We start from the raw sequence: 26,049 nt of genomic DNA, 5'->3' as shown, positions 1-26,049 counted from the left end.
ACGGGAGACACGACGATGGCGTTCGAGGGTAAGGTGATGGTGACCGGCGGCGCCGGCTATATCGGCAGCCATGCGGTGCTCGCGTTGCTCGACGCGGGTTACGAGGTCGTCGTCGTCGACAATCTGGTCACCGGCTTCGACTGGGCGGTCGATCCGCGCGCGACGCTGGTGCAGGCGGCGATCGAGGACGACGACAAGGTCCGCGCGACGATCCGCGATCATCGGGTGCGCGCGATCATGCATTTCGCCGGATCGGTGGTGGTGCCCGAATCGGTCAGCGACCCGCTCAAATACTATCGCAACAACACCGCCGCGACGCGCGCGCTGCTGGAGAGCGCGGTGGTCGAGGGCGTGCCGCACTTCATCTTCTCCTCGACCGCGGCGACCTATGGCACGCCGGTCAAGGTGCCGGTGCAGGAGACCGATCCGACCGTGCCGATCAACCCGTACGGCATGTCGAAGCTGATGACCGAGGCGATGCTGCGCGACGTCGCCGCGGCGCATCCGATCAATTATTGCGCGTTGCGCTATTTCAACGTCGCCGGCGCCGATCCGCAGGGGCGTTCGGGCCAGTCGACGGTCGGCGCGACGCATCTCATCAAGATCGCCGTCGAAGCGGCGACCGGCAAGCGGGAGGCGGTATCGGTGTTCGGCACCGACTTCGACACGCCCGACGGCACCGGCGTGCGCGACTATATCCACGTCAGCGACCTCGCCGCCGCGCACGTCTCCGCGCTCGAACTGCTGATCGCCGAGCCCGGCAGGAGCCACACGCTCAACGCCGGCTACAATCGCGGCTTCTCGGTCAACGAGGTGCTCGACGCGGTCGATCGCGTCACCAACATGACGATCCAGCGCCGCTACGAGGGCCGCCGCGCCGGCGACCCCGCCGCGCTCGTCGCCGACAATGGCGCGATCCTCGCCGCTTTGCCGTGGCGGCCGGAGCGCGACGATCTTGAAACGATCGTCAAGGACGCGCTCGCCTGGGAGCGCAAGCTCGCCGAACGCGGCTGATTGGTCGGGGGCCGGCATTGCGCCTTGTTATGACAGGGGAAATGCCGGCCGCTGTCCTACACGACACGGACTCGGTATCGACGCAGGACGAGTCGCGCTCTTTCTCATCGGTACAGGAATGGAAACGATAGGGCTGGATCGTTTCCGTTAAGGTGTCCAACTTGTCCATGTCGCGCCGCCGCGGCGACGGGTCAGCGTTCGCCGCCGATCGCCACCCGCGCCCGCGCGGTGGCGGTCCACCAGCCCAGCGCCCACAAGGTACCGAAGCTCCAGCCCGCCAGCACGTCGCTCGGCCAGTGGACGCCGAGATACACGCGGCTGCACCCGATCGCGCCGACCAGCAGCACCGCGACGACGAGCAGATAGCGCCGCGCCGCACGGTCCGGCGTCACCTGCCCGGCGAGCGAGGCGAGCGTCAGATACACCACCGCGCTCGACGTCGCATGGCCGCTCGGGAAGCTGTAGCCGCTCGCATCGACGAGGTGCGGTACGAGGTCGGGGCGCGCGCGCAGCACGACGCCCTTGACCGCATCGACCACCCAGCCGCCGGTCAGGCTGGCGAGGGCGGTCGCCAGCGCGGTCAGCCACAATCGCTGGATCAGCAGGAAACCGGCGACGATCACCACGATCACGGTCAGCACCACGCCGCCGCCGAGCGCGGTGATGTCGCCCGCCACCTTGGGCAGCCACGCCGGGCCGCCCCACGCCCGCGCACCGACGATGATCGCGCGGTCGAAGGCGAAGGGGTAACGGCTCGTCGCGAACGCGCCGACCAGCAGGATCAGCAGCCCGACCGCGATCAGCGCGATACCGGCGAGCAGGGGCGGCAGGCGCCGCGCGCCGTCGGAGGTTGGTTCAGCCATCCGCCCCGAACGTACGACACCGACGCCGGTGCCGTCAGTGCCGCGCGGCAAGCCCGTGGCGCCGGCCGTAGGCGAGATAGGCGACCAGCCCGATCGCATTCCACCCGACGAAGCGCACCAGCGTCGCCGAGGGCAGGCTGGCGATGAGATAGAGGCAGCCGAGCACCGCGAGCGTACCGACGACGAACGGCGCCGGGCAGCGGAACAGTCGCTTGGCCTCCGGCGCGCGGCGGCGCAGCACCATCATGCACGCCGCCACCGCGATGAAGGCGAGCAGGGTGCCGGCATTGGCCAGTTCCGCGATCTCGTCGAGCCGGAAGAACCCGGCGACCAGGGCGATCGACACGCCGGTGAGCAGCGTGATCCGCACCGGCGCGCCGGTGCGCGGGCTCAGCGTCGCGAGGCTGCGCGGCAGCAGCCCGTCGCGCGCCATGGTGAAGAAGATGCGGCTCTGCCCGTACATCATGACGAGGATCACCGAGGGCAGCGCGACCACCGCGGCGAGCGCGATCAGATGGCCGGCGAGCGGCCGGCCGAGCGTGCGCAGCACCAGCGCGAGCGGCTCGGCGGAATGGCCGAGCTGCGCGAACGGCAAGGCGCCGACCGCGGCGACCGCGACCGCCATATAGATCAGCGTGCATGCGAGCATCGAGCCGATGATGCCGATCGTCAGGTCGCGGCCGGGGTTCTTCGCCTCCTCCGCCGACGTCGCGACCGCATCGAAACCGTAGAAGGCGAAGAAGACGATCGCCGCCGCCGCCATCACGCCGCGCTTGGTGCCGCCACTCTCCACCGAGCCGAAGCCATAGGGCATGAACGGGTGGAGATTGTGCGCGTCGAACGCGGGCAGCGCGAAGGCGACGAACATCGCCAGCGCGGTCAGCTTGACGATCACCAGCACGATGTTGAGCGTCGCACTCTCGCGCGTGCCGAGCAGCAGCAGCCCCATCACGCCGAGCGCGACGAGCACCGCGGGCAGGTTGATCAGCCCGCCGCCATGCGGCCCGGCGAGCAGCAGCGCCGGCAGGTGCACGCCCGCCGAGTCGATCCAGCCGACCAGATAGCCCGCCCATCCCACCGCGACCGTCGAGCAGGCGAGCGAATATTCGAGGATCAGGCTCCAGCCGACCACCCAGGCGGCGGTCTCGCCGAGCGCGGCATAACTGAAGGTATAGGCGCTGCCCGCCGCGGGGATCATCGTCGCCAGTTCGGCATAAGCGAGCGCGGCGCAGGCGCAGACCGCACCGGCGATCGCGAAGGCGAGGATCACCGCCGGCCCGGCGCGCTCGGCGCCCACCCCGGTCAGCGTGTAGATGCCGGTGCCGACGATCGCGCCCACCCCCAGCGCGATCAGGTGCGGCCACGACAGCGTCTTGGCGAGCGCCTGTCCGGCATCGTGCCGCAGGACGGCATCGAGCGATTTGCGTGGCCCCAGCATGATCGTGTCCCCCGTTGTGATGATGATGCCGTCAGCGGGCGGCGAACTGCTCCCGCAGATCGGCGAGCGTCGCGGCGATATGGCCGGCGAGCAGCACCTCCAGCCCCGCCCCGTCGCGGGCGAGGAAGGCCTCGAGCAGCGCGCGATGCTCCTGATGCGCGCGCGTCTCGCGCCCGGCGGGGACGAGATGCGCGACGACATAGCGTTCGGCGAGGATCGACAATCGCTCGATCAGCTGCGTGGTCAGCAGGCGCCCGCCCGGGCGCACCAGCGCGACGTGGAATTCGCGGTTGCTGATCGCGACCGCGGCGAGGTTGCTGCCGGCGGCGCGATCGAGCCGCTCGAACGCCTGCACCGCGGCGTCGCGTGCCGGCGGATCGGCGCAGGCGGCGGCATGAGCGGCGGCGGCCGGCTCGATCGCGAGGCGCAGCGCATAGATTTCCTCCGCCTGATCGGTGGAGAGCGCGCGCACCATATAGCCGCGATTGGCCTGGCTGGTCAGCAGCCCTTCCTGTTGCAGCCGCCCCAGCGCCTCGCGCAGCGGGATCTTGCTCACCCCCAGCTCGGCGGCGAGCGCATCCTGGCGCAGCGGCGTGTCGGTCGGCAACTGGCCGGTGACGATCCGTTCGCGGACGATCTCGAACACGCGTTCGGAGAGGGTGCGGATCACGATGCTCACCGCGGGGCGCCGGGTTGCCGCACGGTCACGTGACCTGGAACCCCTCCCAGAAGCTGTCGGCGCGGTCGATCCAGATCGTGTTGAAGCCGGTGGCGATCGCCGACCCCTCGATCGACGGCACGATCGCGGGCGTGTCGCCGAGCGTCGTCGCCGCCTCGACCCGGCCGATGAAGCGGCTGCCGATATAGCTTTCGTGGACGAAGCGGTCGCCGACCGCGAGCACGCCCTTGGCGGTCAGATGCGCGAGGCGCGCCGAGGTGCCGGTGCCGCACGGCGAACGGTCGATCGCCTTGTCGCCGTAGAAGACCGCGTTGCGACCGTCGGCGCCCGCGCCCTTAGGCCGGTCGGCCCATAGAACGTGGCTGACGCCGCGGATCGTCGGGTCGAGCGGATGGACCGGCTCGAACCTGGCGCGCACCGCCGCGCGGACGCCGCGGCTGAGCGCGATGATCCGGTCGGCGCCGAGATCGTCGAGCCCGGCATATGCGCCCTGCGGCTCGACGATCGCATAATAATTGCCGCCATAAGCGACGTCGACCGACAATGGTCCGATCCCCGCGACATCGATCGCGATTCCCGTCGCGGCGACATAGGAGGGGACGTTGGTGATCCGCACCGCGGTCACCTTGTCGCCCGCCGTCTCATAGGCGATGTCGATCACCCCCGCCGGCACCTCGACACGCAGCCGCCCCGGCGTCGCCGGCTGGATCAGCCCATGCTCCAGTCCGAAGGTGACGATGCCGATCGTGCCATGGCCGCACATCGGCAGGCAGCCGCTGGTCTCGATGAACAGGATGCCGATATCCGCATCCGGCGTGGTCGGCGGATAGAGGAAGCCGCCCGACATCATGTCGTGACCGCGCGGTTCGAAGCACAGGCCGGTGCGGATCCAGTCGAAGCGCGCCAGGAAATCCTGACGCCGCTCCGACATCGATGCCCCCTTGAGCAGCGGCGCGCCGCCGGCGACGAGGCGGACCGGATTGCCGGCGGTGTGGCCGTCGATGCAGAAGAAGGTGTGGCGCATCGCTCCGTGGCTCAGCCGAGGTCGGGCCGCGTCGCCGCCGCCTTCTCGACCATCGCGATCACCTCGGCGCGGCGTGCGCCTTCCAGCACGTAGCGCGGCGGCAGCACGCGCTCCGAGCCGCGGCCCATCACCTGTTCGGCGAGCTTGATCGACTGGACGAGGTCATGCTCGGCATCGAGGTGAAGCAAGGGCATGAACCAGCGATAGATTTCCATCGCCTTGGCGTGATCGCCGCGCTCGAACGCGCGCACCAGCTCGACCGATTCCTTCGGGAAGGCGTTGGTGAGGCCCGACACCCAGCCCTGCGCGCCGAGGAACAGCCCTTCGAGCGCGACATCGTCGAGCCCCGCGAACAGCACGTAGCGGTCGCCGAAGGCGTTGCGGAAGTCGGTGAAGCGGCGCGTATCGGGGGCCGATTCCTTGACCGCAACGATGTTCGACACCTCGACCAGCGCGGACAGCACCTCCTGGTCGATCACGGTGCGATAGGCGGGCGGGTTGTTGTAGAGCATGATCGGCAGGCCGGTCTGCTCGGCGACGCCGCGGAAATGGTTCACCAACTCGTGCGGCTTGGGCACATAGACCATCGGCGGCAGCAGCATCAGCCCGTCCGCCCCGGCCTTCTCCGCGGCCTGCGCATAGCGCACCGCGCGGCGGGTATCGTATTCCGACACGCCGGTGACGACCGGCACGCGGCCCGCCACCGCCTCGACGATCGCGGTCAGCGTCGTCACCTTCTCGTCGAAGTCGAGCGAATTGTTCTCGCCGACCGTACCCAGCGCGATCACGCCGGTAACGCCGTCGCGGACCAGATCGTCGACGACGCGTTGCGTATCAGGCAGATCGATGGAAAGATCCTCGCGCACCTGAGTCGTCACCGCGGGGAAAACGCCCCTCCACCCGATCGTCATGCTGCTTGCGTCCTCTATCGTCCGTAGAATATCGTATACCAAGTCATAGAAGCGCGGCAAGGACAAGATGATGCAACGGCAGGTCGCGATTCTCGGCGGGGGTGTGGTGGGGCTGTCGGCGGCGGTGACGCTCGCCCGCGCCGGCCATGCCGTCACCGTGATCGATCGCGATGCCGACCGGCAGGCACCGTCGTGGAACAACGCCGGCCATATCGCGGTCGAGCAGGTCGCGCCGCTCGCCTCGCCGGCATCGGTGGCGAGCGCGTGGCGGCGCCGCTTCGCCGCGGGCGGCGCGCTCGACCTGCCGCCGGCGATGGCGCGCGACTGGCTGCGCTTCGTGCCGCGCTATCTCGCCGCCAGCCGGCCGTCGCGCTTCCGCCACGGCAGCGCCGCGCTCGGCGGCCTGCTCGCCACCGCGATGCCGGCATGGCGGCGGCTGGTCGCGGCGATCGACGCGCCCGCGCTGCTGCGCGAGGACGGCCATCTCGTCGTCTGGAACGACCGGCGCAGCGCGGCGCGCGGCGCCGCGGCGTGGCGCGCGGCCGACATCGGCGTCGCGACGATCGCCGATGCCGGCCCGGACGATCGCGCGCGGATCGCCGCGGCGGCGGCGGTGCCGGTCGCCGGCGCGATCCGCTTTTCGGGCAGCGGCCAGATCACCGATCTCGGCGCGCTCGCCGTCGCGCTGGAGGCGGCGCTGATCGCCGCCGGTGGCCGCATCGTCCGCGCCGCCGCGACGCTCAGCGTCCGCGACGGTCGCGCCGGGGTGGAGGGCCATGCCGCCGATCTGGTGGTGGTCGCCGCCGGCATCGGCAGCGCGCCGCTGGTCGCCGCCGCCGGCCATGCCGCACCGCTGATCGCCGAGCGCGGCTATCACATCCGTGCCGCCGCCGACGCCTGGCCCGCCGACTGCCCGCCGCTGGTGTTCGAGGACCGCTCGATGATCGTCACCCGCTACGCCGGTTACGTGCAGGCATCGGGCTTCGTCGAATTCGGCAATGCCACCGCACCGCCCGACGCGCGCAAATGGCAGCGGCTGGAGGCGCAGGTGCAGGCGCTCGGGCTGGCGATGCGGCCGCCGTTCACGCGCTGGATGGGCGCGCGGCCGACCCTGCCCGACTATCTCCCCGCGATCGGCCGGTCGGCCCGCGCGCCCAACCTGCTCTACGCCTTCGGCCACCAGCATCTCGGCTTGACGCTGGCGGCGACGACGGGCGAGATCGTCGCCGCGCTCGTCGCGGACCGGGCCGCGCCGATCGACCTCGCCCCCTTTTCCCTCGACCGTTTCGGAGCAACACGATGACCATCGGCGGATCGACCGCAGCGGCGGAACTCGCCACCCTCACCCCCTGGAGCGACCCGGCGCCGGTGATCGGCGCCGACGAGCGCAGCGACCGCCTCGCCCGCGCGCGCGCCGCGACCGCGGCGAGCGGCGCCGCCGCGTTGCTCGTCACCGCGGGCGCGTCGCTGCGCTATTTCACCGGCGTCGGCTGGTCGCCGACCGAACGGCTGGTCGCGCTGCTGCTGCCGGTCGCGGGCGAGCCGATCGTGATCTGCCCGGCGTTCGAACGCGGCTCGCTGGTCGCCGAGCTGGAGATCGCCGCCGACATCCGCTTGTGGGAGGAGGACGCGGACCCCGTCGCGCTGGTCGTCGATGCGCTGCCCGCCGGCGCGACGCTGGCGCTCGACCCGCTGCTGCCGTTCGCGGTGGCGCGGCGGCTCGGCGCTACGCTGACGGTGACCGACGGTGCCGCTGTCATCGACGGGTTGCGCATGATCAAATCGCCCGCCGAGCTCGCGCTGATGGCGCAGGCCAAGGCGATGACGCTGGAGGTCCACCGCCGCACCGCGCGCATCCTCGCACCCGGCATCCGCGCCAGCGCGGTGAAACGCTTCATCGACGACGCGCATCGCGCGCTGGGGGCGCCGGGCTATACCTTCTGCGCGGTGCAGTTCGGGACCGCGACCGCCTTCCCGCACGGCCTGCCCGGCGATCAGGCGCTGGCCGACGACCAGCTCGTGCTGGTCGACACCGGCTGCGCGATCCACGGCTATCAGTCGGACATCACCCGCACCTACGCCTTCGGCCGGGTCGACGACGACGTCCGCGCGACCTGGGCGCTGGAGAAGGAGGCGCAGGCCGCCGCCTTCGCCGCGGTGCGGCCGGGCGTGCCCTGCGAGGCGATCGACGCGGCGGCGCGCGCGGTGCTGGAGCGCGCCGGGCTCGGCCCCGACTATCGCCTGCCCGGCCTGCCGCATCGCACCGGCCACGGCATCGGCCTGTCGATCCACGAGCCCGCCTATCTCGTCCGCGGCGACACCACGCCGCTGGCGCCGGGCATGTGCTTTTCGAACGAGCCGATGATCGTCGTCCCCGATCGCTACGGCATCCGGCTGGAGGACCATTTCCACGTCACCGCCGACGGCGCCGCCTGGTTCACCGAACCGCAACCCTCGATCGACCGGCCGTTCGACCCGGAGGGCCCGACGCCCTGACGGCGCGGCGCCGACGCCCTCAGCGCTCCGCCTCGGGATACGGCCCCTTGCCGCCGTCGGCGATGAAGGCGTCGATCCGCCGGTCGAGTTCGGGCATCGGAACCGATCCCAGCGCGAGCACGGTGTCGTGGAAGGCGCGGATGTCGAAGCGGGGGCCGAGCGCGGCTTCGGCGCGGTGGCGCGCCGCCAGGATCGCCAGTTCGCCGGTGTAATAGCTCAGCGCCTGCCCCGGCCAGGCGATGTAGCGGTCGACCTCGGTCTCGATCTCGTGATCGGCGAGCGCGGTGTGGTCGCGCAGATAGGCTTGCGCGCGTGCGCGGCTCCAGCCCATCGCGTGGATGCCGGTGTCGACCACCAGCCGCGAGGCGCGCCACGATTGATAGCTCAGCATGCCGAACAAATCGTAGGGGGTTTCGTACATCCCCATTTCCTCGCCGAGCGCCTCGCAATACAGCGCCCAGCCCTCGCCATAGACCGACAGATAGGTCTCGCGGCGGAAGGCGGGGAGGTCGTGGTTCTCCGCCGCCAGCGGCATCTGGAAGGCGTGGCCCGGCGCGCTCTCGTGCAGCGTCAGCGCGGGCAGCGCATAGAGCGCGCGCGACGGCAGATCGTAGGTATTGACCAGATAGACCCCCGGCCCGCCCCGGCCGCTGGTATAGAAAGGCGCGAGATCGGCGGGCACCGGCTTGATCGCGAAGCGCGCACGCGGCAGCCGCCCGAAATAGCGCGCCGCCTTGCCGTCGAAGCTCTTGGCGATCCAGGCGGCACGGTCGAGCAACGCCTGCGGCGTCTTGGCGTAGAAGCGCGGATCGCGCCGCAGCATCGCCAGGAACGCGGGCAGGTCGCCCTTGAACCCCACCGTCGTCATCACCTGCCGCATCCGCGCCTCGATGCGCGCGACCTCGGCGACGCCGATCGCATGGACCTGCGCCGGCGTCTGGTCGAGCGTCGTATATTCGGCGACCTTCGATTGGTAATAGGCGCGCCCGTCGGGCAGGTCATAGGCCGCGAGCGAGCTGCGCGCGCCGGGGATATAGTCGTCGCGCAGGAAGGCGAGCAGCCGGCGATGCGCGGGCACCACCGCGTCGCGCAACGCCGCCAGCGCCTCGGCGCGCAGCCTCGCCTGCGTCGCGGCGGCCATGGTCGCGGGCATCGTGCGGAACGGCGCGTAGAAAGGCGAGCCCTCCCCGGCCCCCGCCTCCACCACCTGCGCGACGCCGATGTCGCGGCCGGCGAGCGTCACCTTCGGCGGGGTGAAGCCGCGCGCCAGCCCGGCCCGCATATTGGCGATATTCTGGTCGAAATAGCGCGGGACGGCGCGCAGCAACGCCAGATAGCGGGTATAATCCTCGGGCCGCGAGAAAGGCTCGCGCGCCTGATCGGCAAGGTCGCTCCAGAAGCTCGAATCCGAGGTCAGCGGCATCTCGTAATCGCGGAACCGCTGCTCGGCGAGCAAGGCGCGGATCTGCGCGGCATAGACGCCGTAGTCGACCCGCGCCGCCGGCGACAGCGCGGCGGGGCGGATCGCGGCGAGCGCCGTCGCGGTCTGCGTCCAGCGTGCGAGCTTCGCCGCCTGCGCCGCCGCGCCGACATCGGGCAGGCTGCGCGCGCTGTCCTTGTCGTCGTCCTCGCTCGGCGGCAACTGCTGCTTCCGCCACGCATATTCGGCGGTGTAGAGCGCGCGCAGCCGCGCATCGGCACGGTTCGGCGCGGGCGCCGCCGCAACCGGCGTCGCCAGCAGCGCGAGCGCGGCGATCATCGCGACCCTCATGCCCCCGCTCATGCCCCCGTTCCGATCGCCATGATCTCGGCGTGCAGCGCCGCGGGCACCACCACGCCGTCCGACAGGCTGTGCGCCCGCGCCGCATAGCGCCGGGCCGAGGGCAGCCGCGCGCCCTGCGCCTCGATCGCCGCGAACATCGCCTCGGCACGCGCGAGATGCCCGGCGGCCGCCTCGCCCAGGAAGCCGGCGGGATCGATCGCGACGATCAGTTCGCCGCCGACCGGCGATCCGCCGCGGCTGCCGTCGAGCGCCAGCGATTCCCGGCTGGTGAGATCGCCGATCAGCGGCCCGGCGAGCAGCTCGACCATCGCGGCGAGCGCCGACCCCTTGTGGCCGCCGAACGTCCGCATCGCACCGTCGAGCACCGCCTTGGCGTCGGTGGTCGGCGCGCCGCCGGCGTCATAGCCCCACTCCTCCGGCACCGGCAGGCCGGCGCGGCGATGCAGCTCGATCTCGCCGCGCGCCACCGCGCTGGTCGCGAAGTCGAAGACGAAGGGATCGCCCGCCGGCCGCGGCCAGCCGAAGGCGATCGGGTTGGTGCCGAACACCGGCTGCGTACCGCCCGCCGGCGCGACCCAGGCGTGCGACGGCGTGCAGGCGAGCGCGACCAGCCCCTCGCGCGCCAGCGCCTCCACCTCCGGCCACAAAGCGGCGAAATGGACGACATGGTTGAGCGCCAGCGCGGCGATGCCGTGTTCGCGCGCCGCCGCGACCAGCACCGGCAAACCGCGCGCGAAGGCGAGCTGCGCGAAGCCGCCGCCGCCGTCGACGCGGACCAGCGCCTTGCCCGGGCGGCTGACCACCGGCACCGCGTCGGGCACCACCACGCCGGCCCTGACGCTCGCCGCGGCGACCAGCAGCCGGTAGATGCCGTGGCTGGCGCAGCCGTCGCGCTCGCCCGCGACCATCGTCTCCGCCACCGCCTCGGCATGATCCTCGGCAAGCCCCACCGCGCGCAGCTTAGCGCGGGCGAGCGCGCGCAGCGCGGTGAGCGTCATCGGGACGCCGGCGTGTTCGGTCATACGGTCTCTCCCGGTTTGGCGGTATAGATGCGCAGGCCGAACACCGGACCGGCGGTGCTGCCGTCATGCGGGACGATGCGGACGCGCACCGAACGCTTGCCGCGGGTCAGCGCCTCGGGCAGCGGATAGGCGACGTCGAAGAAGCGCCCCGGCGCATCGTTGCCGAGATGCTGCGTCGCGATCCTGACATTGTCGATCAGCAGGTCGAAGTCGCGCGACCGTTCGCCGCCCCAATAGCTCGCCTGCAACAGCAGCGGCCCCGGCTTGACCGCCATCGTGCATTCGAACCAGCCGCCCGATCGCGCGTCGCGGCCGGCGCGCCCGCGATAGGTGACGGGATAGGAGGTGGCGCTGGTCAGGCCATGATCCCGCTCGGGCTGCATCTCGCCGAGGTGCATGACGTCGACCGAGCGCGCCGCCACGTCGCGCAGCCGCGCCTGTTCGGCGGTGAAGGCGGCCTCCTCGCGCGCCCATTCGACCGCGTCGAAGCGCCGGAAATAGACCGCGCTGCGCCGGCGATACTGGCGATAGAAAGGCACGAAATCGCGATCCCCGGGCCGCAGCACGTCATGCGTCGCATAACGCGCGGCGGCGGGATCCCTGGTGGTGAAGCCGGCGAGCAGGTCGCTGCCGACCAAGGCCGGATCGGCCTGCTCCCACGGCGTCTCCGCCGCGCCGAGATCGGCGGCGAGGACCAGCGGCCCGCGCAACACCGCGACGGTGCGCGCATCGCCCGGTGCCGGCTCCAGCCGCAGCGCGAGCGGCAGCGTGATCGCGATCCGGTCACCCGCGCGCCACGCCCGCGTCACCGTCGCATAGCCGCGCGCCAGCACCGGCGTCACCGGCTCGCCGTTGACCGTGACCCGCGCCGCCGCGCCCGCCCAGCCCGGCACGCGCAGCGCGACCGGAAAACGGCCACGGCGCAGCCTGGTGAAGGTCAGCGTCGCCTCCGGCTCGAACGGATAGCGCGTGTCGAGCGTGACCTGCGCGCCGCGCGTCGCCCAATCGGCATCGGCGGGGGTGTAGAGATTGACGTAGAATGTGCCGTCCGCGCCTTCCCAGAAGATCGAATCGCCATGTTTGGCATGGCTCTCCATCCCCGATCCGACGCAGCACCAGAACGCATCGTCGGCGGTGGTGGAGAAGTCGCGCGTCGCCCCGCTCATCAGCGGCGTCATATAGGTGAAGCCGCCGGTCGCCGGGTCCTGCTGCGCCATGACGTGGTTGAGCTGCGCGCGCTCGTAATAATCGAACAGCGCGCCATCCGGCTGCCACGCCCACAGATGCCGGGTCAGCTTGAGCATATTGTAGGTGTTGCAATGCTCGCAGGTCTGCTCGGTGACATGCTCGGCGATCGTGTCGGGCGCGGTGAAATATTCGCGGTCGGCATTGCCGCCGATGACATAGCTGTGGTGCGCGACCACCGCCTCCCAGAAGGTGCGTGCGGCGCGGGCCGCGGCGGGATCGCCGCCGCTCACCTCGTGCAGCCGGGCGAGGCCGATCAGTTTGGGCACCTGCGTATTGGCATGCAGATTGGCGAGCCGATCCTCGCCGCGCGCGAGCGGATCGAGCACCTTGTCGTCGTGGAGCAGCCGCGCCATCCGCAGCCACTCCGCCGCGCCGGTGCGCGCGTAGAGTTCGGCATAGCTTTCGTTGAGCCCGCCATATTCGCAGCCGAGCACCGTCTGCACCTGCGCCGGGGTCAGCGCGGCGAAGACGCGCGCGATATAGCCCGCCAGCCCCTCCGCCACCGCGAGCGCCCGCGCATTGCCCCATGCCTGATGCACGTCGAGCAGCCCGGCGAGCCATTTGTGGACGGTATAGAGCGGCGACCACGAGCCGTTGAGATCGAACCCGCCCGACGTGATCTCGCCGCGCGCGATCTCCGGGAAGATCGCCTCGCCGTCGACGATCGCGCCCTCCTTGGTCTTGCGCCCGAGCGCGCCGACGTAACCGGTGCCGCGCTTCGCCTGCGCCGCGGCGATCTCGTCGACGATATAGTCCGCCCGCCGCCGCATTTCGGGATCGCCGCCCTGCTGCCAGGCGAGCACCAGGGCACTGAGATAATGACCGAGCGTATGGCCGGCGATCGTGTCGCTCTCCCACCCGCCGTAGATCGCGGCTTTCGGCGACAGTCCGGCGTAGAGGCGGACGTTGTGCAGCAGCCGGTCGGGCTCGAGCCGCAGCAGATAGCGCCGGTTGACCGCCACCGCGGTCGCCTGGTCCGACGGCCGTAGCCGCACCGCGGTCAGCGGCAACGGCCGCGCCGGCCGCGCGACGCCGGTTGCGACGACCGCCGCCCCGGCGCGTCCCCCGACCGTGAGCACCGCCGCCCCCAACATCATCTCGCGCCGCGACACCATCGCCCATCCCCTCGCATCGATCGTATACGATCGGCTCAAAAACTAATTTGTCAATGTCGCCAATTGGATATTGTATACGGTAACCTGGTTATGTATCCATTTTGGTCATCAGCGACAGAATGTTGCGCCTAAGGGGTGGTCAGAATGACTAAATTGCATATCGCGTTGCGCCTGTCGGCCGGGCTTTGGGCGCTTGCCGCCTCGATGAACGCCCCCGCGGCGCTTGCCCAGATCGCACCTACCCCCCAGGCCCTCACCCCCCAGGCCCTCCCCCCACAGGCCGACACCAGCATCGCCGAAAAGACGGAGGCGGACTCGGCAGAGGCCGTCGTCATCACCGGCACGCGCATCCGCCGCCCCGAGCTCATCAGCAACAGCCCGCTGACCACCGTCAACGCGCAGGAACTGACGCTGCAAGGCGCGAACAACATCGAGAACGTCCTCAACCGGCTGCCGCAATTCACCGCCGATGCGAACGAGAACGTCTCGAACGGATCGGACGGCACCGCCAACATCAACCTGCGCAATCTCGGTTCGAACCGCGTGCTCACGCTGATCAACGGCCAGCGCATGCTGCCGTCGCAGGCGATGGACATCAACTTCGTTCCTTCCGCGATCGTCGAGCGGATCGACGTCGCCACCGGCGGCGCCTCGGCAGTCTATGGCTCGGATGCGCTGTCCGGCGTCGTCAATTTCATCCTGCGCGACCGTCTCGACGGCGTGCGCCTCGACGTGCAGTCGAGCATCGCCGATCACACCAACGACAACGGCTTCGTGCGTTCGATCATCGCCGCGCGCGGCTATACCAATGCGACCGACCATGTCCGCGACGGCGGCAAGCAGGACGTCAATGCCGCGGTCGGCAAGACCTTCCTCGACGGCCGGCTCAACATCACCGCCTACGCCGGCTATCGCCACACCGACCCGGTATTGGAGTCGCGCCGCGACGTCTCGGCCTGCGCGCTCAACAGCGCGTCCACCACGTTCACCTGCGGCGGATCGAGCAACACGCCTTATGGCACGTTCACGCCGCTCGCCGGCCCCGCCGCGGGCCAGAAGCTGACCAACAGCGTCGACGGCACGCGCAGCTGGGTGCCGTATGTCGGCTCGACCTATGCCTATAATTATGCGCCGCTGAACTATCTGCAGCGTGCCGACGACCGCTACAATGCCGGTGTCTTCCTGCACCTCGACATCACCTCCGCCGCGCAGCTCTACGGCAGCTTCATGTATATGAAGGACAAGAGCTTTTCGCAGGTCGCACCCTCGGCGCTCTATTTCGGCCAGACCTATGCGGTGACGTGCAACAATCCGCTGCTCAGCGCCGGCCAGGCGCAGACGCTGTGCGGCACGGCGGCGGGCACCGCCGCGACGCAGAACACGCTGATCGGCTATCGCCTCAGCGGCAGCGGCGCGCTGCCGCGGCGCGACAGCCTGCAGCACGAGGATTTCCGCTCGATGGTCGGCATCCGCGGCGATCTGGGCAGCGGCTTCAGCTACGACGCCAGCGTGCTGCGCTCGGTCGCGCATTACGACGAGACCTATCTCAACGATATCAGCGTCGCCAAGACGCAACGCTCGCTGCTCGCGGTGTCCGACGGCAGAGGAGGCGCGGTGTGCCGGTCGGTGCTCGACGGCAGCGACCCGTCGTGCGTGCCGGTCGACGTCTTCCAGGCCAATGCGATCAGCAGCGCCGCCGCCAATTATCTGTACGCGCCGAAATCGACCCAGGGCCGCTTTGCGCTCAACGTCATCTCGGGCAGCGTCACTGGCGATCTCGGCACACTCGGCATAACCAGCCCGTTCGCACACGACGGCGTCGGCATCGTCCTCGGCGGCGAACATCGCCGCGAGACACTGCGCTTCACCGGCGACGAGGTCGCGCTCGCGGCGGGTACGCAGAATTCGGACGGCATCATCGCGGTCAACGAAGGGTTCGGCGAACTCGAACTACCGATCGTCCAGGACAAGCCGTTCTTCCGCTCGCTGACGCTCAACGGCGGCTTCCGCTATTCGGACTACAAGAACCGCCAGGATTCGACGGGCTTCCGCTCCAGCTACACCGCCTTCACCTACAAGGGCGAGCTGAGCTGGCACGTCGCCGAGCCGCTGCGCCTGCGCGCCAGCTACAATCGCGCGATCCGCGCGCCCAACATCAGCGAATTGTTCTCGAACCTGTCGCTCGGCAACGTCAACGCCACCGATCCCTGCGCCGGCGCCACCCCGACCGCATCGCTGTCCGCCTGCCAGCTCACCGGCGTGACCGCGGCGCAATACAACAGCCGCCTCGTCATCGAATGCCCCGCCGACCAATGCACCGGCCAGTTCGGCGGCAACCGTGCCCTCAAGCCGGAAAAGGCCGACACCTATACCGTCGGGGCGGTGCTGGCGCCGCATGGCGGTCGCAATCTGTCGCTGTCGGTCGATTATTACCACATCAAGGTGAAGGACTATATCGGCAGCATCGATCCCAATACGACGATCGGCCAGTGCTTCTCGACCGGCAGTCCGTATTTCTGCGGCCTGTTCCACCGCGATCCGCTGACCGGCTCGGTCTTCGGCACCGGCTATGTCGTCTCGACCACGCTCAACACCGGCTACCTGCAGACCTCGGGCATCGACGTGACCGGCACGCTGACGATCGGGCTCGGCCGGCTGGGCCGGCTCAACACCGATTTCGTCGGCACCTATCTGCTCCAACAAATCACCCAGCCGCTGCCCGACGGCGGCACCTACGATTGCAAGGGCCTGTTCGGCTATTCCTGCGGCCAGCCCAACCCGACCTGGCGGCACAATCTCCGCCTGACCTGGAGCCCCGACGACAAGACCAGCCTGTCGTTCAACTGGCGCTACCTCGATGCGACGCGGCTGTCGACGACGTCGAGCAACAGCTTCCTGACCGGCGATGCCGACCCGATCGACGCCCGCATCCCTGCCTACAGCTATTTCGATCTGTCCGCGGCGCTGGCGGTCAGCGGCAATCTGACGCTGCGCATCGGCGCGAACAACCTTCTCGACAAGAACCCGCCGGCGCTGGCGTCGGGCGTGCTCAACCTGTTCGGCAACGGCAATACCTATCCGGGCGTCTATGATGTCCTGGGCCGGCGGCTGTTCGCCGGTGCCACCGTCAAATTCTGATCGAAAGGCATCGATGACGCTCACCCGCCTGCCCGCGCTCGCTGCGCTCGCCCTTCTCGCCGGCGCGGCGCCGGCGGGACCGGCGGTGCCGGTCACTTCGTTCGCGGTGGGGGCGCTCAGCGGCACGTTGCGCAGCGATACGCAGACGCTGGCGCGCCTGTCGCCGGCGGGGGAGCCGGGGTTTAGCTTCGTGCCGACCACGCGCGAGGCAGAGCGGGCGGGGGACGGCTACAATCATGTCGGCGATATCGACATCCGCCTGCGCAGCGGCGGCGGGCCGTGGCGCGATTTCGGCTCGGCGCATCATCGCCGGCCGATCCGGCCGTTGCCGGCGGCGCGCGGCACGATCGCCGCGGCGGACATCACCGCGACCATGGGCGACGGCATCCCGCTCGTCGTCGAGCGGCGCTGGGTCGCGGCGGGCGGCGCGCTCGGGCTGCGCTTCCGCCTGACCAACCGCTCGCCCGCGCCGGTCGAGATCGGCGGGCTCGGCCTGCCGATGGCATTCGACAATATCATCACCGGCCGCGACCTCGACCAGGCGCATGCGGAGGCTAGCTTCGCCGATCCCTATGTCGGCCGCGACGCCGGCTATTTGCAGGTGACGCGGCTCAGCGGCCAGGGGCCGGCGCTGCTCGTCCTGCCCGGCCGCGATACGCCGTTCGAGGCCTATGCGCCGCTCGCCGACGCCGCGGACGCGCCCGCGGGCAGCGTCTTCACCGAGAAGACGCCGCGCGAGCAGACGTTCGAGGGCTTCTACGACTGGCTGGTCCATTCGCGCGGCTTCGCCGACCGCGAGTGGCGCGGCGCCGGCGAACAGTGGAACGTGCCCACCAGCCGCACCATCGCGCCCGGCGCCAGCATCGAGATCGGCCTGCGCCTCGTCACGGCGCCGTCGATCCGCACCATCGAGTCGACGCTGATCGCGCAGCATCGCCCGGTCGCGATCGGCATTCCCGGCTATGTCGCGCCGACCGACCAGCCCGCGACGCTGTTCGTCCGCGCCCCCGCCGCGATCGCCGCGATCGACAGCAGCCCGGCCGGCGCGCTGTCGGTGCGGCGCGACGGCACCGTCCACGGCTGGACGCGGCTGGCGGTGACCAGCCACGGTTTCGGCCCGGCGCGGCTGACGCTGCGTTATGCCGACGGCGAACGGCAGACGGTAAGCTATTACGTCACCCGCCCGCTCGATGCGACGATGGCGGCGCTCGGCCGGTTCGCGACGACGCGGCAATGGTATGAGGGCAAGGACGATCCGTTCGGCCGGACCCCGGCGATCCTCACCTACGACCATGAGGCGCAGCGGATCGTCGATGTCGAGCCGCGCGTGTGGATCGCCGGGATGAGCGACGAGGGCGGCGCGGGAAGCTGGGTCGCGGCGATGATGAAGCAGCTCGATCACCCCGAACCCGGCGAGGTCGCCAAGCTGGAACGGCTGGTCGGCGAAACGGTGGTCGGCCGGCTGCAGGTCGCGGACGGGCCGCATGCCGGCGGCGTGCGCAAGAGCCTGTTCTATTACGACCCGGCGCGGTTCCCGGCGCTCTATCGCGATCCCGCGCACTGGAAGAGCTGGACCGCGTGGAGCGCCAAACAGGCCGGCGACCTCGGCCGCTCCTACAATTATCCGCATGTCGCGATCGGCCATTGGGTGCTCTACCGGCTGGCGCGCAACCACGACGGGCTGGTGACGCGCCATGATTGGCGCTGGTATCTCGGCTGGGCGCAGCGGACGATCGTCGCGATGATGCGCGATGCGCCGCATTACACGCAATTCGGCCAGATGGAGGGCAACGTCTTCCTCGACATCCTCGCCGACCTGCGCCGCGAGGGGATGACCGCCGAGGCGGACACGGTCGAGGCGCTGATGCGCCGCCGCGCCGATCATTGGGCCGGGCTGCGCTATCCGTTCGGCAGCGAGATGGCATGGGATTCGACCGGCCAGCCCGAAGTCTACGACTGGCTGCGCCATTTCGGTCACGACCGGCAGGCGGTGCAGACGCGCGAGGTGATCCTGGGGTACGATCCCGCGCTGCCCAACTGGGGCTATAACGGCAATGCCCGGCGCTATTGGGACTTTCTGTACGGCGGCAAATACCCCCGCATCGAACGCCAGATCCATCATTACGGATCGACCAACAACGCCCTGCCATTGTTCGATTCGTTCCGCCGCGATCCCGCCGACCTGCACCTGTTGCGCGTCGCTTACGGCGGGTTGATGGGCGGGATCACCAATGTCGACACCGACGGCTTCGCCTCCGCCGCCTTCCACGCCTGGCCCGACCGCATGCGCTGGGACCCGTATAGCGGCGACTATGGCATGGGCTATTTCGCGCATGCCTATGCGGTCGCGACCTATCTGGTCGATGATCCGACCTTCGGCTGGCTCGGCTTCGGCGGCGCGGTGACGCGCGATGGCGGCGGCGTGACGATCCGTCCGCGCGACGGCGCGCGCACGCGGTTGTTCGTCGCCCCCGCCGGCCAGTGGATCACGCTCGAAGCGGGACGGATCGCCGCGGCGCGCTACGCGCCCGCGAGCGGCACGATCGTGCTGACGCTCGACCCCGCCGATGCGCATACGCCGCGGGCGCGATTGTTCGTCACCCGCACCACGCCGCACGGCCGCGACTATGCGCCCGCCACCGGCACCGCGGAGCGCGGCGGCGTCACGCTGCCGCTCGGCACCGGCCCGACCGAGGTGACGCTCCGCCCCATCGGCTGACGGCGCGGTTCAGCCGCCGCGCAGCAACCGCATCACCAGCGCGCGGATGCGGCCGCGGCTCTCGGGCTGGCCATCGAGGATGCCATGCCTGGCCGGCGGCAGGAAGGCGAGCGGATGCCCTTCGGGGCGGAAGACATAATGATCGAACCACGCCCGCCAGGCGGCACGCTCCGCCGCCGGCCGCTCGGCGATCGCGATCAGCGCCAGCATCATCGCCGTATAGGGCTGGTCGGGACCGTCGGCGAAACCGTCCCACCAGAAATTGACCAGCACGTTGACCTCGCCGGTCGCCTCGACCTGATGCCACCAGAGCTTGGGCACGTAGAGCGCGTCGCCGGGCTCCAGTTCGACCACCAGCGCGCGGTCGCGGACGCGATCGAAGCGCGGGAACCGTGCGTCGCCCGGCGCGCTGCCGACCGCCAGCCCGACCGGCTGCCCCGCCATCGTATGGTCGATCGGCCCGACATAGAGGTCGGCGATCGCCTCGGGCGGGAACAAGGTGAACCGCCGCCGCCCCGCCGCGACGCAGGCGACATTGTCCATCGTGTCGTAATGGCAGGCGACGGTCGAGGCATGGCCGATCCAGATCCGCGGCCGCGCCGTCGGCGGCACGAACGGCAGCCGCACCACCGCCTCGATGCCGGGAAAGCAATTCTCGGCGGTCAGCGAACCCATGTAGAGGCTGGGGCTGTCGGGCTGGCCCGCGGTGTCGAGGACGCGCGCCAGCGCCTCGCGGAACGGCAGGGTGGTGCGCGTGAAGTTGAACCCGGCAAGCGCCTCGTCGTAATGATAGCGCGCGCCGATCGCCGGCGGTCCGACGAACATCTCCGCGGATCGCCCCGCATCGAAGGCGAGCAACTCGGCGATCACCGCGTCGCGCCCGCCCGCCAGCATCGGCCAGTGACGCGCCGCGCCGCGCAGGACGACCGGTTTGCCGGCGGTCATCACCTCGCGACGGAACGCCTCGGGATCGGCGAGCGCCGTCGCCGGCGCGGCGTCGATCACAGCGCCGCCGCCGCGAGCCGGCCGTTGTGGATGCGGCCGAGCGTGCGCAGGTGGCGGATCGATGCGGTCTGCGCATAAGCGAGTTGCAGGTCGCCGCTGCGGAACAGCGCCAGCACCGCCGCATCGGGGAGCGCGTGCAGCGCATCGAGGCTGATCGTGTAGAGGCCGTCGAGACGCAGGTGGCGGCCGTCGTCGAACTGCATCGACACGTCGATCGGTTCCAGCAGCCGGTGGTCGAGAAAGCGGCGGATGATCGCGTCGGTGGCGGCGATGCCCTGGTCGAGCACGTGCAGGGCGTGCTGCACGCGCTTGAGCGCCGGCGCCGCCTCGCCGGTCGGCTCGAACAGCGGCTGCCCCTCGCCGGTCGCGAAGACCGCATGCTCGCGATCGATCACCACCTGCCCCTCGGCGATGAAGAAGCCCTGCCGTCCCAGATCGGCGGGCCGGTAATCGGGCAGCCGGCCATCGACCGTCATCAGGTTGCGCCCCGGCTCCAGCCCCATGACGACGCCGGCATAGAAGGCACCGGTGTCGGGATGTTTGGTGAACAGGATCGGATAATAAGGCATCGCCTGGAGGAATTCGTCGGCGACGATCTGCGCGAAATGGCGGGCGCCGTCGGCGCCTCGCGACAGGCGCAGCGCGGCATGATCCGCGCCGTTCAACATCTGCCAGTCCGGCATCCACCCCTCCAACATATTGCGATTGTTAGCGCTAGAGATCGCACAGCGGGCCGGCGATGCAAAGCGTCCGCATCACTCTTACAAATGCTTGCAAAAGCACAATGATGCGATATTGTGAGCGCTACCGTTCATGTCGGGACGGCGTGCTCGCACCCGAATCGACAGAGAAACCGAGCAGTCGCTCGCACCCCCGCAAGAAGGGGTAGCGCGACGTATAAAGAGGGGATGTTAGAAATGCCTACGACCATGCGCGCTCGTACCGGAGCCCGCAGCTTCCGCCGGATCCATGTTCTCGCCTGCGCGACCAGCCTGGCGACGTTCGCCTGGGCCGCCCCTGCGCTGGCGCAGGACCAGGGCAATCTGCAGAACAGTACGACGAGCCAGCCCGCCGCGCCGCAGCCCGCCGTGCCCGCGACCGCCAACACGACCAGTGCCGCCGAAGCCGGCCAGCCGCAGGATGCGGCGACCGCGCAGGACGTATCGCAGGGCAACAGCGCGCAGGGCACGGGCGACGATATCGTCGTGGTCGGCCTGCGCGGTTCGCTCCAGCGCAACCTCGACCTCAAGCGCACCTCGTCGGGCGTGGTCGACGTCATTTCCGCCGAGGACATCGGCAAATTTCCCGATTCGAACGTCGCGGCCTCGCTGCAGCGCCTGCCCGGCGTCTCGATCCAGCGTTCGGGTTCGCGCGGCGAGCCGACCGGCATCACCGTCCGCGGCTTCGGCGGCGACTTCAACACCACGCTGTACGACGGTCGCCGCATTTCCACCGCGACCGGCGGCCGCCAGATCGATTTCTCCACCGTCGGAGTGGATTTCATCGGCCAGCTCAGCGTCCTCAAGACGCCGGACGTGTCGCTTTCGTCCAATTCGATCGGCGCGACCGTCGACATCCAATTCCCCAAGCCGTTCGACCATCCCGGCTTCCGCGTCGCCGCGACCGGGTCGGGCTCGATCCAGGATCGCTCCGGCAAGATCGTGCCGACCGGCGGCCTGCTGGTCAGCAGCACCAATGCCGACGAGACCTTCGGCGTCCTTGCCGACGTGATCTACACCAAGCGTGATACCGATACCAATCGCGTCTACGTGTCTGGTTGGCCAGGCGGCAATTTCGCGCCCTGCCAGCTCGCCGGCAGCACCGGCACCTGCTCGCCGACCAGCGATACGACGTCTGCCGCTTATGCAAATCCGGCCAATCGCCGGTCGCTGACCGGCTGGTCCCCGCAGCAATACGGCGCCGAGCAGCAGCGCGTCGAGGACGAGCGGGTCGATGCGCGCATCGCGCTGCAATACCATCCGTCCGACGACCTGATGCTGACAATCGACAACAATTTCTCGCGTCAGACGATCACCCAGGAGAATTATGCGTTCGGCGTCTGGTTCAACCAGGGCGACCTGCGCAACGTCACGCTCGACAAGAACGGCACCGCGACCGATTTCACCCAAGCCGGCACGCCGACCGACTTCACCTCGGCGCTCAACAAGCAGATTCTGCAGACCAACCAGACCGGCCTCAACGTCAAATATGACGCGACCAGCAACCTGACGCTCGAAGGCGATGTGTCCTACGCGAAGAGCTGGCTCAACCCAGGCGACGTGATCGGCAGCCGCAACGGCGACATCGGCTATGGCAGCGCATTGGGCAACAACTTGCGCTTCAACGTCACCGGCGACAGCAAGGACGCGTTCCCGACGATCAGCAACTTCGGGCCCGCCGGCAATAGCGCCGCCTGGGCCGACCAGTCGCTGATCGGCAGCCACGTTGCGGTGAACCAAACGCAGCACAATACCGACGAGCTGGTCCAGTTCCGCGGCAACGCCACCTGGAAGCAGGACAATCTGACCCTCAAGGCAGGCGGTCAATTCTACCAGGATTCGTTCAATTTCCGGAACCAGAGCACCTTCGTCAACAACTATTGGCAGGCCTATGCGGGCTATGGCGCGCCGTCCGGCGGCACGGCCGGTATCGCTCCGATCCCGACGAACCTGTATCAAGGCTCGGTCAGCCTCAACGACTTCATCCCGGGCTTCAAGGGCGCCCTGCCGCCGTCGGTGTTCGTGTTCAGCCCGATCGCCTATCAGAATTATCTGAGCAGCCTGGGCAATCCGCAAGCGCAGAACGTGCCGGGGTTCAATTACGGCAACGTCAACGGCTTCACGGGCTCGTTCGACGAAGCGGTCGATCCGGGCAGCATCCAGCGCGTGCGCGAACGAACCTGGTCGCTGTATTTCAGCGCCAACTTCAAGACCGAGATCGGCAGCCTGCCGTTCACGTTCAACGCCGGCGTTCGCAACGAAGTGACCAGCCTCGTTTCGACGGGTCAGGGTCGACTGCCCATCTACTTCCAGACGAGCACGGCCGACCGGACGCTGCTGACCATTCCGTCGGCCGCGCCGGGGGTGCCCGATGGCTATACGGCGGTGCAGCCGAATACGGTGAAGAACTCCTATTCGTATCTGCTGCCCAGCCTGGATGCGAAGCTGGAACTGGCCGACAATCTGATCCTGCGCGTCGATGCGTCGCGCACCCTGACCCGGCCGACGCTCAATCTGCTCAACCCGGTGCTCAACGTGGGCAGCGGACAGCGTATCGGCGCGCTTTCCGCGAGCGGCGGCAACGCTACGTTGAAGCCGTATCTGTCGGACAATTTCGACCTAGGCGCGGAATGGTATTATCGCCGCAACTCGTACCTGTCGGTCAATTTCTTCCTGAAGAACGTCAGCAACTTCATCGTCGGTGGCGTAACCCGTCAGACGATCAACGGCGTCATCGATCCGACGACCGGCGTGCTGGCGAGCTTCGCCGTGTCGCAGCAGGTCAACGGACCGGACGCGACGGTCCGCGGCGTCGAACTGGCCTGGCAGCAGGTTTTCGGCGACACAGGCTTCGGTTACCAGGCGAACGCCACGTTCGTGAACACCAACCGGCCGTATGACGACAAGAACGTGTCGCAGACCGGCTTTGCGGTGACGGGACTTGCCAATTCGGCTAACTTCGTCGGCTTCTACGACAAGGCCGGGTTCCAGTTCCGTGCGGCGGTGAACTGGCGCGACAAATATCTGCTCCAGTTCGGGCAAAATCAGAACACTGGTTCCTATGGATCGGAGCCGACCTTCGTCAACCAGAGCTTCCAGATCGATCTGACGACCAGCTACGACGTGACGAAGAACTTCAGCGTCTTCGGCGAGGCGCTCAACGTCAACAACAACCAGCAGAGCACGCACGGCCGCTATTCCAACCAGCTGCTCGACGTGTTCGATTATGGCCGGCGGTATACGGTCGGCGCCCGCTACCGCTTCTGATCCTCTCCCCCTGGACGGAGCGCGACCCGGTTGCGCTCCGTCATTTTTGCGAACACGCAAAGCCATGCACCAGATCAGGAACATCGTCATCGTCGGCGGCGGCACCGCAGGGTGGCTGACCGCCGGGGTGATCGCCGCACGCCACCAGGGCCAGCGCCCGCACGGCTTCACCGTGACGCTGGTCGAATCGCCCAACGTGCCGATCATCGGCGTCGGCGAGGGCACCTGGCCGACGTTGCGCAGCACGCTCAAGCGGATGGGCGTTTCGGAGACCGACTTCTTCCGCGAGTGCGACGCGTCGTTCAAACAGGGCGCGCGCTTCAATCGCTGGACGACCGGCGCGGTCGACGACGGCTATTATCACCCGCTGATGCTGCCGCAGCAATTCGGCAGCGTGAACCTCGCGCCGCACTGGCTGGCGGGCGACGGCGACGGCAGCTTCTGCGATACGGTGACGCCGCAGGGCCGCATCTGCGACGAGGGGCTCGCCCCCAAGACGATGGCGACGCCCGAATATGAGGGGCAGGCGAATTACGCCTATCACCTCGACGCCGGCAAATTCTCGCATTTCCTCGAGCGTCATTGCTGCGAGACGCTCGGCGTCCGCCACGTCCGCGCCGACGTCACCGAGGTGCGCAAGGACGAAAGCGGCGATATCGTCGGCCTCGACACCGAACAGGGCATCGGCATCGAGGGCGATCTGTTCGTCGACTGCACCGGCTTTGCCGCGTTGCTGATCGGCAAGGCGATGGGCGTGCCGTTCCGCAGTTGCGCCGACACCTTGTTCTGCGACACCGCGCTGGCGATCCAGGTCCCTTATGCGCAGGCGGACGATCCCATCGCCAGCCACACCGTCTCCACCGCGCAATCGGCGGGCTGGATCTGGGACATCGGCCTGCCGACGCGGCGCGGCGTCGGCCATGTCTTCTCCAGCAGCCATATCGACGTCGACGCCGCCGAACGCGAGCTGCGCGCCTATATCGGCCCGGCCGGCGCCGATCTGCCGGTGCGCCGGCTGGCGATCCGCGCCGGGCATCGGACGCGCTTCTGGGAGCGCAATTGCGTCGCGGTCGGGCTGGCGGCGGGCTTCCTCGAACCGCTCGAAGCCTCGGCGATCGTGCTCATCGAGCTGTCGGCGAAGATGATCGCCGAGCAACTGCCGCCGTGCCGCGAGGTGATGGACGTCGTCGCGCGCCGCTTCAACGACACGACCCATTATCGCTGGGGCCGGATCATCGATTTCCTCAAGCTGCATTATGCGCTGACGCAGCGGACCGACACCGACTTCTGGCGCGACAACGTCCGGCCCGAGACGATCCCCGATCGCCTGCGCGGGCTGATGGAGCTGTGGCAGCATCAATCGCCCTGGCTGCACGACGAATTCGACCGCGCCGAGGAGGTGTTTCCCTCCGCCAGCTACCAATATGTCCTCTACGGCATGGGCGCGCGCAGCACCGTCCTGCCCGGCACGATCGAGGCGGACGCCGAACTGGCGCGCCGCGCCCGGCGCGAGAATGCGGTGCAGACGCAGCGGATGGTCGCCAGCCTGCCGCGTCATCGCGACCTGATCGAACGGATCGTCCGCCACGGCCTGCAACCCATTTGACC

General features: G+C 69.2%; 17 protein-coding genes. 7 read left to right on the top strand and 10 right to left on the bottom strand.

From position 1 onward, the window contains the following. Positions 1-15 precede the first annotated feature (15 nt). A complete protein-coding gene (gene galE, locus SFC76_RS06240; RefSeq protein ID WP_322848599.1) occupies positions 16-1,014 on the top strand; it encodes a UDP-glucose 4-epimerase GalE in 999 nt (332 codons plus the stop codon). A 191-nt stretch (positions 1,015-1,205) separates the two neighbouring features. Here galE and SFC76_RS06235 read toward each other — a convergent pair whose 3' ends face one another. The 5 genes from SFC76_RS06235 to SFC76_RS06215 are packed head-to-tail and all read right to left on the bottom strand — an operon-like array spanning position 1,206 to position 5,929. Then, positions 1,206-1,877 (bottom strand): phosphatase PAP2 family protein, encoded by a 672-nt coding sequence (locus SFC76_RS06235; protein ID WP_322848598.1) that lies wholly within the window; start codon positions 1,875-1,877, stop codon positions 1,206-1,208. A gap of 34 nt (positions 1,878-1,911) precedes the next feature. Beyond that, positions 1,912-3,315: an amino acid permease gene (locus SFC76_RS06230; RefSeq protein WP_322848597.1), complete on the bottom strand. Its 1,404-nt coding sequence runs from the start codon at positions 3,313-3,315 to the stop codon at positions 1,912-1,914. A 31-nt stretch (positions 3,316-3,346) separates the two neighbouring features. Beyond that, the gene (locus tag SFC76_RS06225; RefSeq protein ID WP_322848596.1) at positions 3,347-3,994 is read right to left on the bottom strand and encodes a GntR family transcriptional regulator; all 648 of its coding nucleotides are present in this window, start codon (positions 3,992-3,994) and stop codon (positions 3,347-3,349) included. Positions 3,995-4,019: 25 nt separating this feature from the next. Continuing rightward, entirely contained in the window at positions 4,020-5,018 is a 999-nt protein-coding gene (locus tag SFC76_RS06220) for a 4-hydroxyproline epimerase (protein WP_322848595.1), read from the bottom strand. Positions 5,019-5,029: 11 nt separating this feature from the next. After that, on the bottom strand, positions 5,030-5,929 hold the full coding sequence (locus SFC76_RS06215) for a dihydrodipicolinate synthase family protein (protein ID WP_322848594.1): 900 nt from the start codon (positions 5,927-5,929) through the stop codon (positions 5,030-5,032). 67 nt (positions 5,930-5,996) lie between these two features. On the opposite strand from SFC76_RS06215, the gene SFC76_RS06210 reads away from it, so the two are divergent. Both SFC76_RS06210 and SFC76_RS06205 read left to right on the top strand, forming a co-directional pair. Next, a complete protein-coding gene (locus SFC76_RS06210) occupies positions 5,997-7,232 on the top strand; it encodes an FAD-binding oxidoreductase (protein WP_322848593.1) in 1,236 nt (411 codons plus the stop codon). Further along, positions 7,229-8,425, top strand: coding sequence for a Xaa-Pro peptidase family protein (locus tag SFC76_RS06205; RefSeq protein ID WP_322848592.1), 1,197 nt, complete (start codon positions 7,229-7,231; stop codon positions 8,423-8,425). The genes SFC76_RS06210 and SFC76_RS06205 overlap by 4 nt, the downstream gene beginning before the upstream one ends. 19 nt (positions 8,426-8,444) lie before the next feature. On the opposite strand, the gene SFC76_RS06200 is transcribed toward SFC76_RS06205, so the two are convergent. From SFC76_RS06200 to SFC76_RS06190, 3 genes are read right to left on the bottom strand one after another with little or no spacing between them, the layout of a single operon-like run. Next, positions 8,445-10,196: a DUF885 domain-containing protein gene (locus tag SFC76_RS06200; RefSeq protein ID WP_322848591.1), complete on the bottom strand. Its 1,752-nt coding sequence runs from the start codon at positions 10,194-10,196 to the stop codon at positions 8,445-8,447. 8 nt (positions 10,197-10,204) lie between these two features. Next, a complete protein-coding gene (locus SFC76_RS06195; RefSeq protein ID WP_322848590.1) occupies positions 10,205-11,230 on the bottom strand; it encodes an Ldh family oxidoreductase in 1,026 nt (341 codons plus the stop codon). Further along, the gene (locus tag SFC76_RS06190; protein WP_322848589.1) at positions 11,227-13,593 is read right to left on the bottom strand and encodes a glycoside hydrolase family 127 protein; all 2,367 of its coding nucleotides are present in this window, start codon (positions 13,591-13,593) and stop codon (positions 11,227-11,229) included. The genes SFC76_RS06195 and SFC76_RS06190 overlap by 4 nt, the downstream gene beginning before the upstream one ends. Before the next feature lie 144 nt (positions 13,594-13,737). Between SFC76_RS06190 and SFC76_RS06185 the strand changes: the two genes are divergently transcribed. Together SFC76_RS06185 and SFC76_RS06180 are read left to right on the top strand one after the other, a co-directional pair. Continuing rightward, positions 13,738-16,731 carry a TonB-dependent receptor domain-containing protein gene (locus SFC76_RS06185; protein ID WP_322848588.1) on the top strand — a complete coding sequence of 998 codons (2,994 nt, stop codon included), beginning with the start codon at positions 13,738-13,740 and terminating at the stop codon, positions 16,729-16,731. A gap of 13 nt (positions 16,732-16,744) precedes the next feature. Continuing rightward, entirely contained in the window at positions 16,745-19,450 is a 2,706-nt protein-coding gene (locus SFC76_RS06180) for a DUF5695 domain-containing protein (RefSeq protein WP_322848587.1), read from the top strand. 9 nt (positions 19,451-19,459) lie between these two features. Here the strand turns inward: SFC76_RS06180 and SFC76_RS06175 are convergent, their stop codons facing one another. Together SFC76_RS06175 and SFC76_RS06170 are read right to left on the bottom strand one after the other, a co-directional pair. After that, positions 19,460-20,455 (bottom strand): cupin-like domain-containing protein, encoded by a 996-nt coding sequence (locus tag SFC76_RS06175; protein WP_322848586.1) that lies wholly within the window; start codon positions 20,453-20,455, stop codon positions 19,460-19,462. Next, positions 20,452-21,138, bottom strand: a complete 687-nt coding sequence (locus SFC76_RS06170) for a SapC family protein (protein WP_322848585.1) — start codon at positions 21,136-21,138, stop codon at positions 20,452-20,454. The genes SFC76_RS06175 and SFC76_RS06170 overlap by 4 nt, the downstream gene beginning before the upstream one ends. Positions 21,139-21,384: 246 nt before the next feature. Between SFC76_RS06170 and SFC76_RS06165 the strand changes: the two genes are divergently transcribed. Then, positions 21,385-24,441 carry a TonB-dependent receptor gene (locus SFC76_RS06165; protein ID WP_322848584.1) on the top strand — a complete coding sequence of 1,019 codons (3,057 nt, stop codon included), beginning with the start codon at positions 21,385-21,387 and terminating at the stop codon, positions 24,439-24,441. Positions 24,442-24,505: 64 nt separating this feature from the next. Beyond that, on the top strand, positions 24,506-26,047 hold the full coding sequence (locus SFC76_RS06160; protein ID WP_322848583.1) for a tryptophan halogenase family protein: 1,542 nt from the start codon (positions 24,506-24,508) through the stop codon (positions 26,045-26,047). Positions 26,048-26,049: the final 2 nt, after the last annotated feature.

Source organism: Sphingomonas sp. CD22, assembly GCF_034556155.1.
Taxonomy (GTDB): Bacteria; Pseudomonadota; Alphaproteobacteria; order Sphingomonadales; family Sphingomonadaceae; genus Sphingomonas.
Note: the sequence above shows the minus strand (reverse complement) of the source record. Positions and strands in the feature narration are given on the sequence as shown.

What these genes read in the sequence shown, in the direction of transcription:
- galE (WP_322848599.1), top strand. Translation starts at nt 16, where the DNA reads ATGGCGTTCGAGGGTAAGGTGATGGTGACCGGCGGCGCCGGCTATATC.
- SFC76_RS06235 (WP_322848598.1), bottom strand. Translation starts at nt 1,877, where the DNA reads ATGGCTGAACCAACCTCCGACGGCGCGCGGCGCCTGCCGCCCCTGCTC.
- SFC76_RS06230 (WP_322848597.1), bottom strand. Translation starts at nt 3,315, where the DNA reads ATGCTGGGGCCACGCAAATCGCTCGATGCCGTCCTGCGGCACGATGCC.
- SFC76_RS06220 (WP_322848595.1), bottom strand. Translation starts at nt 5,018, where the DNA reads ATGCGCCACACCTTCTTCTGCATCGACGGCCACACCGCCGGCAATCCG.
- SFC76_RS06215 (WP_322848594.1), bottom strand. Translation starts at nt 5,929, where the DNA reads ATGACGATCGGGTGGAGGGGCGTTTTCCCCGCGGTGACGACTCAGGTG.
- SFC76_RS06210 (WP_322848593.1), top strand. Translation starts at nt 5,997, where the DNA reads ATGATGCAACGGCAGGTCGCGATTCTCGGCGGGGGTGTGGTGGGGCTG.
- SFC76_RS06205 (WP_322848592.1), top strand. Translation starts at nt 7,229, where the DNA reads ATGACCATCGGCGGATCGACCGCAGCGGCGGAACTCGCCACCCTCACC.
- SFC76_RS06200 (WP_322848591.1), bottom strand. Translation starts at nt 10,196, where the DNA reads ATGAGGGTCGCGATGATCGCCGCGCTCGCGCTGCTGGCGACGCCGGTT.
- SFC76_RS06195 (WP_322848590.1), bottom strand. Translation starts at nt 11,230, where the DNA reads ATGACCGAACACGCCGGCGTCCCGATGACGCTCACCGCGCTGCGCGCG.
- SFC76_RS06190 (WP_322848589.1), bottom strand. Translation starts at nt 13,593, where the DNA reads ATGGTGTCGCGGCGCGAGATGATGTTGGGGGCGGCGGTGCTCACGGTC.
- SFC76_RS06185 (WP_322848588.1), top strand. Translation starts at nt 13,738, where the DNA reads ATGACTAAATTGCATATCGCGTTGCGCCTGTCGGCCGGGCTTTGGGCG.
- SFC76_RS06180 (WP_322848587.1), top strand. Translation starts at nt 16,745, where the DNA reads ATGACGCTCACCCGCCTGCCCGCGCTCGCTGCGCTCGCCCTTCTCGCC.
- SFC76_RS06170 (WP_322848585.1), bottom strand. Translation starts at nt 21,138, where the DNA reads ATGCCGGACTGGCAGATGTTGAACGGCGCGGATCATGCCGCGCTGCGC.
- SFC76_RS06165 (WP_322848584.1), top strand. Translation starts at nt 21,385, where the DNA reads ATGCGCGCTCGTACCGGAGCCCGCAGCTTCCGCCGGATCCATGTTCTC.
- SFC76_RS06160 (WP_322848583.1), top strand. Translation starts at nt 24,506, where the DNA reads ATGCACCAGATCAGGAACATCGTCATCGTCGGCGGCGGCACCGCAGGG.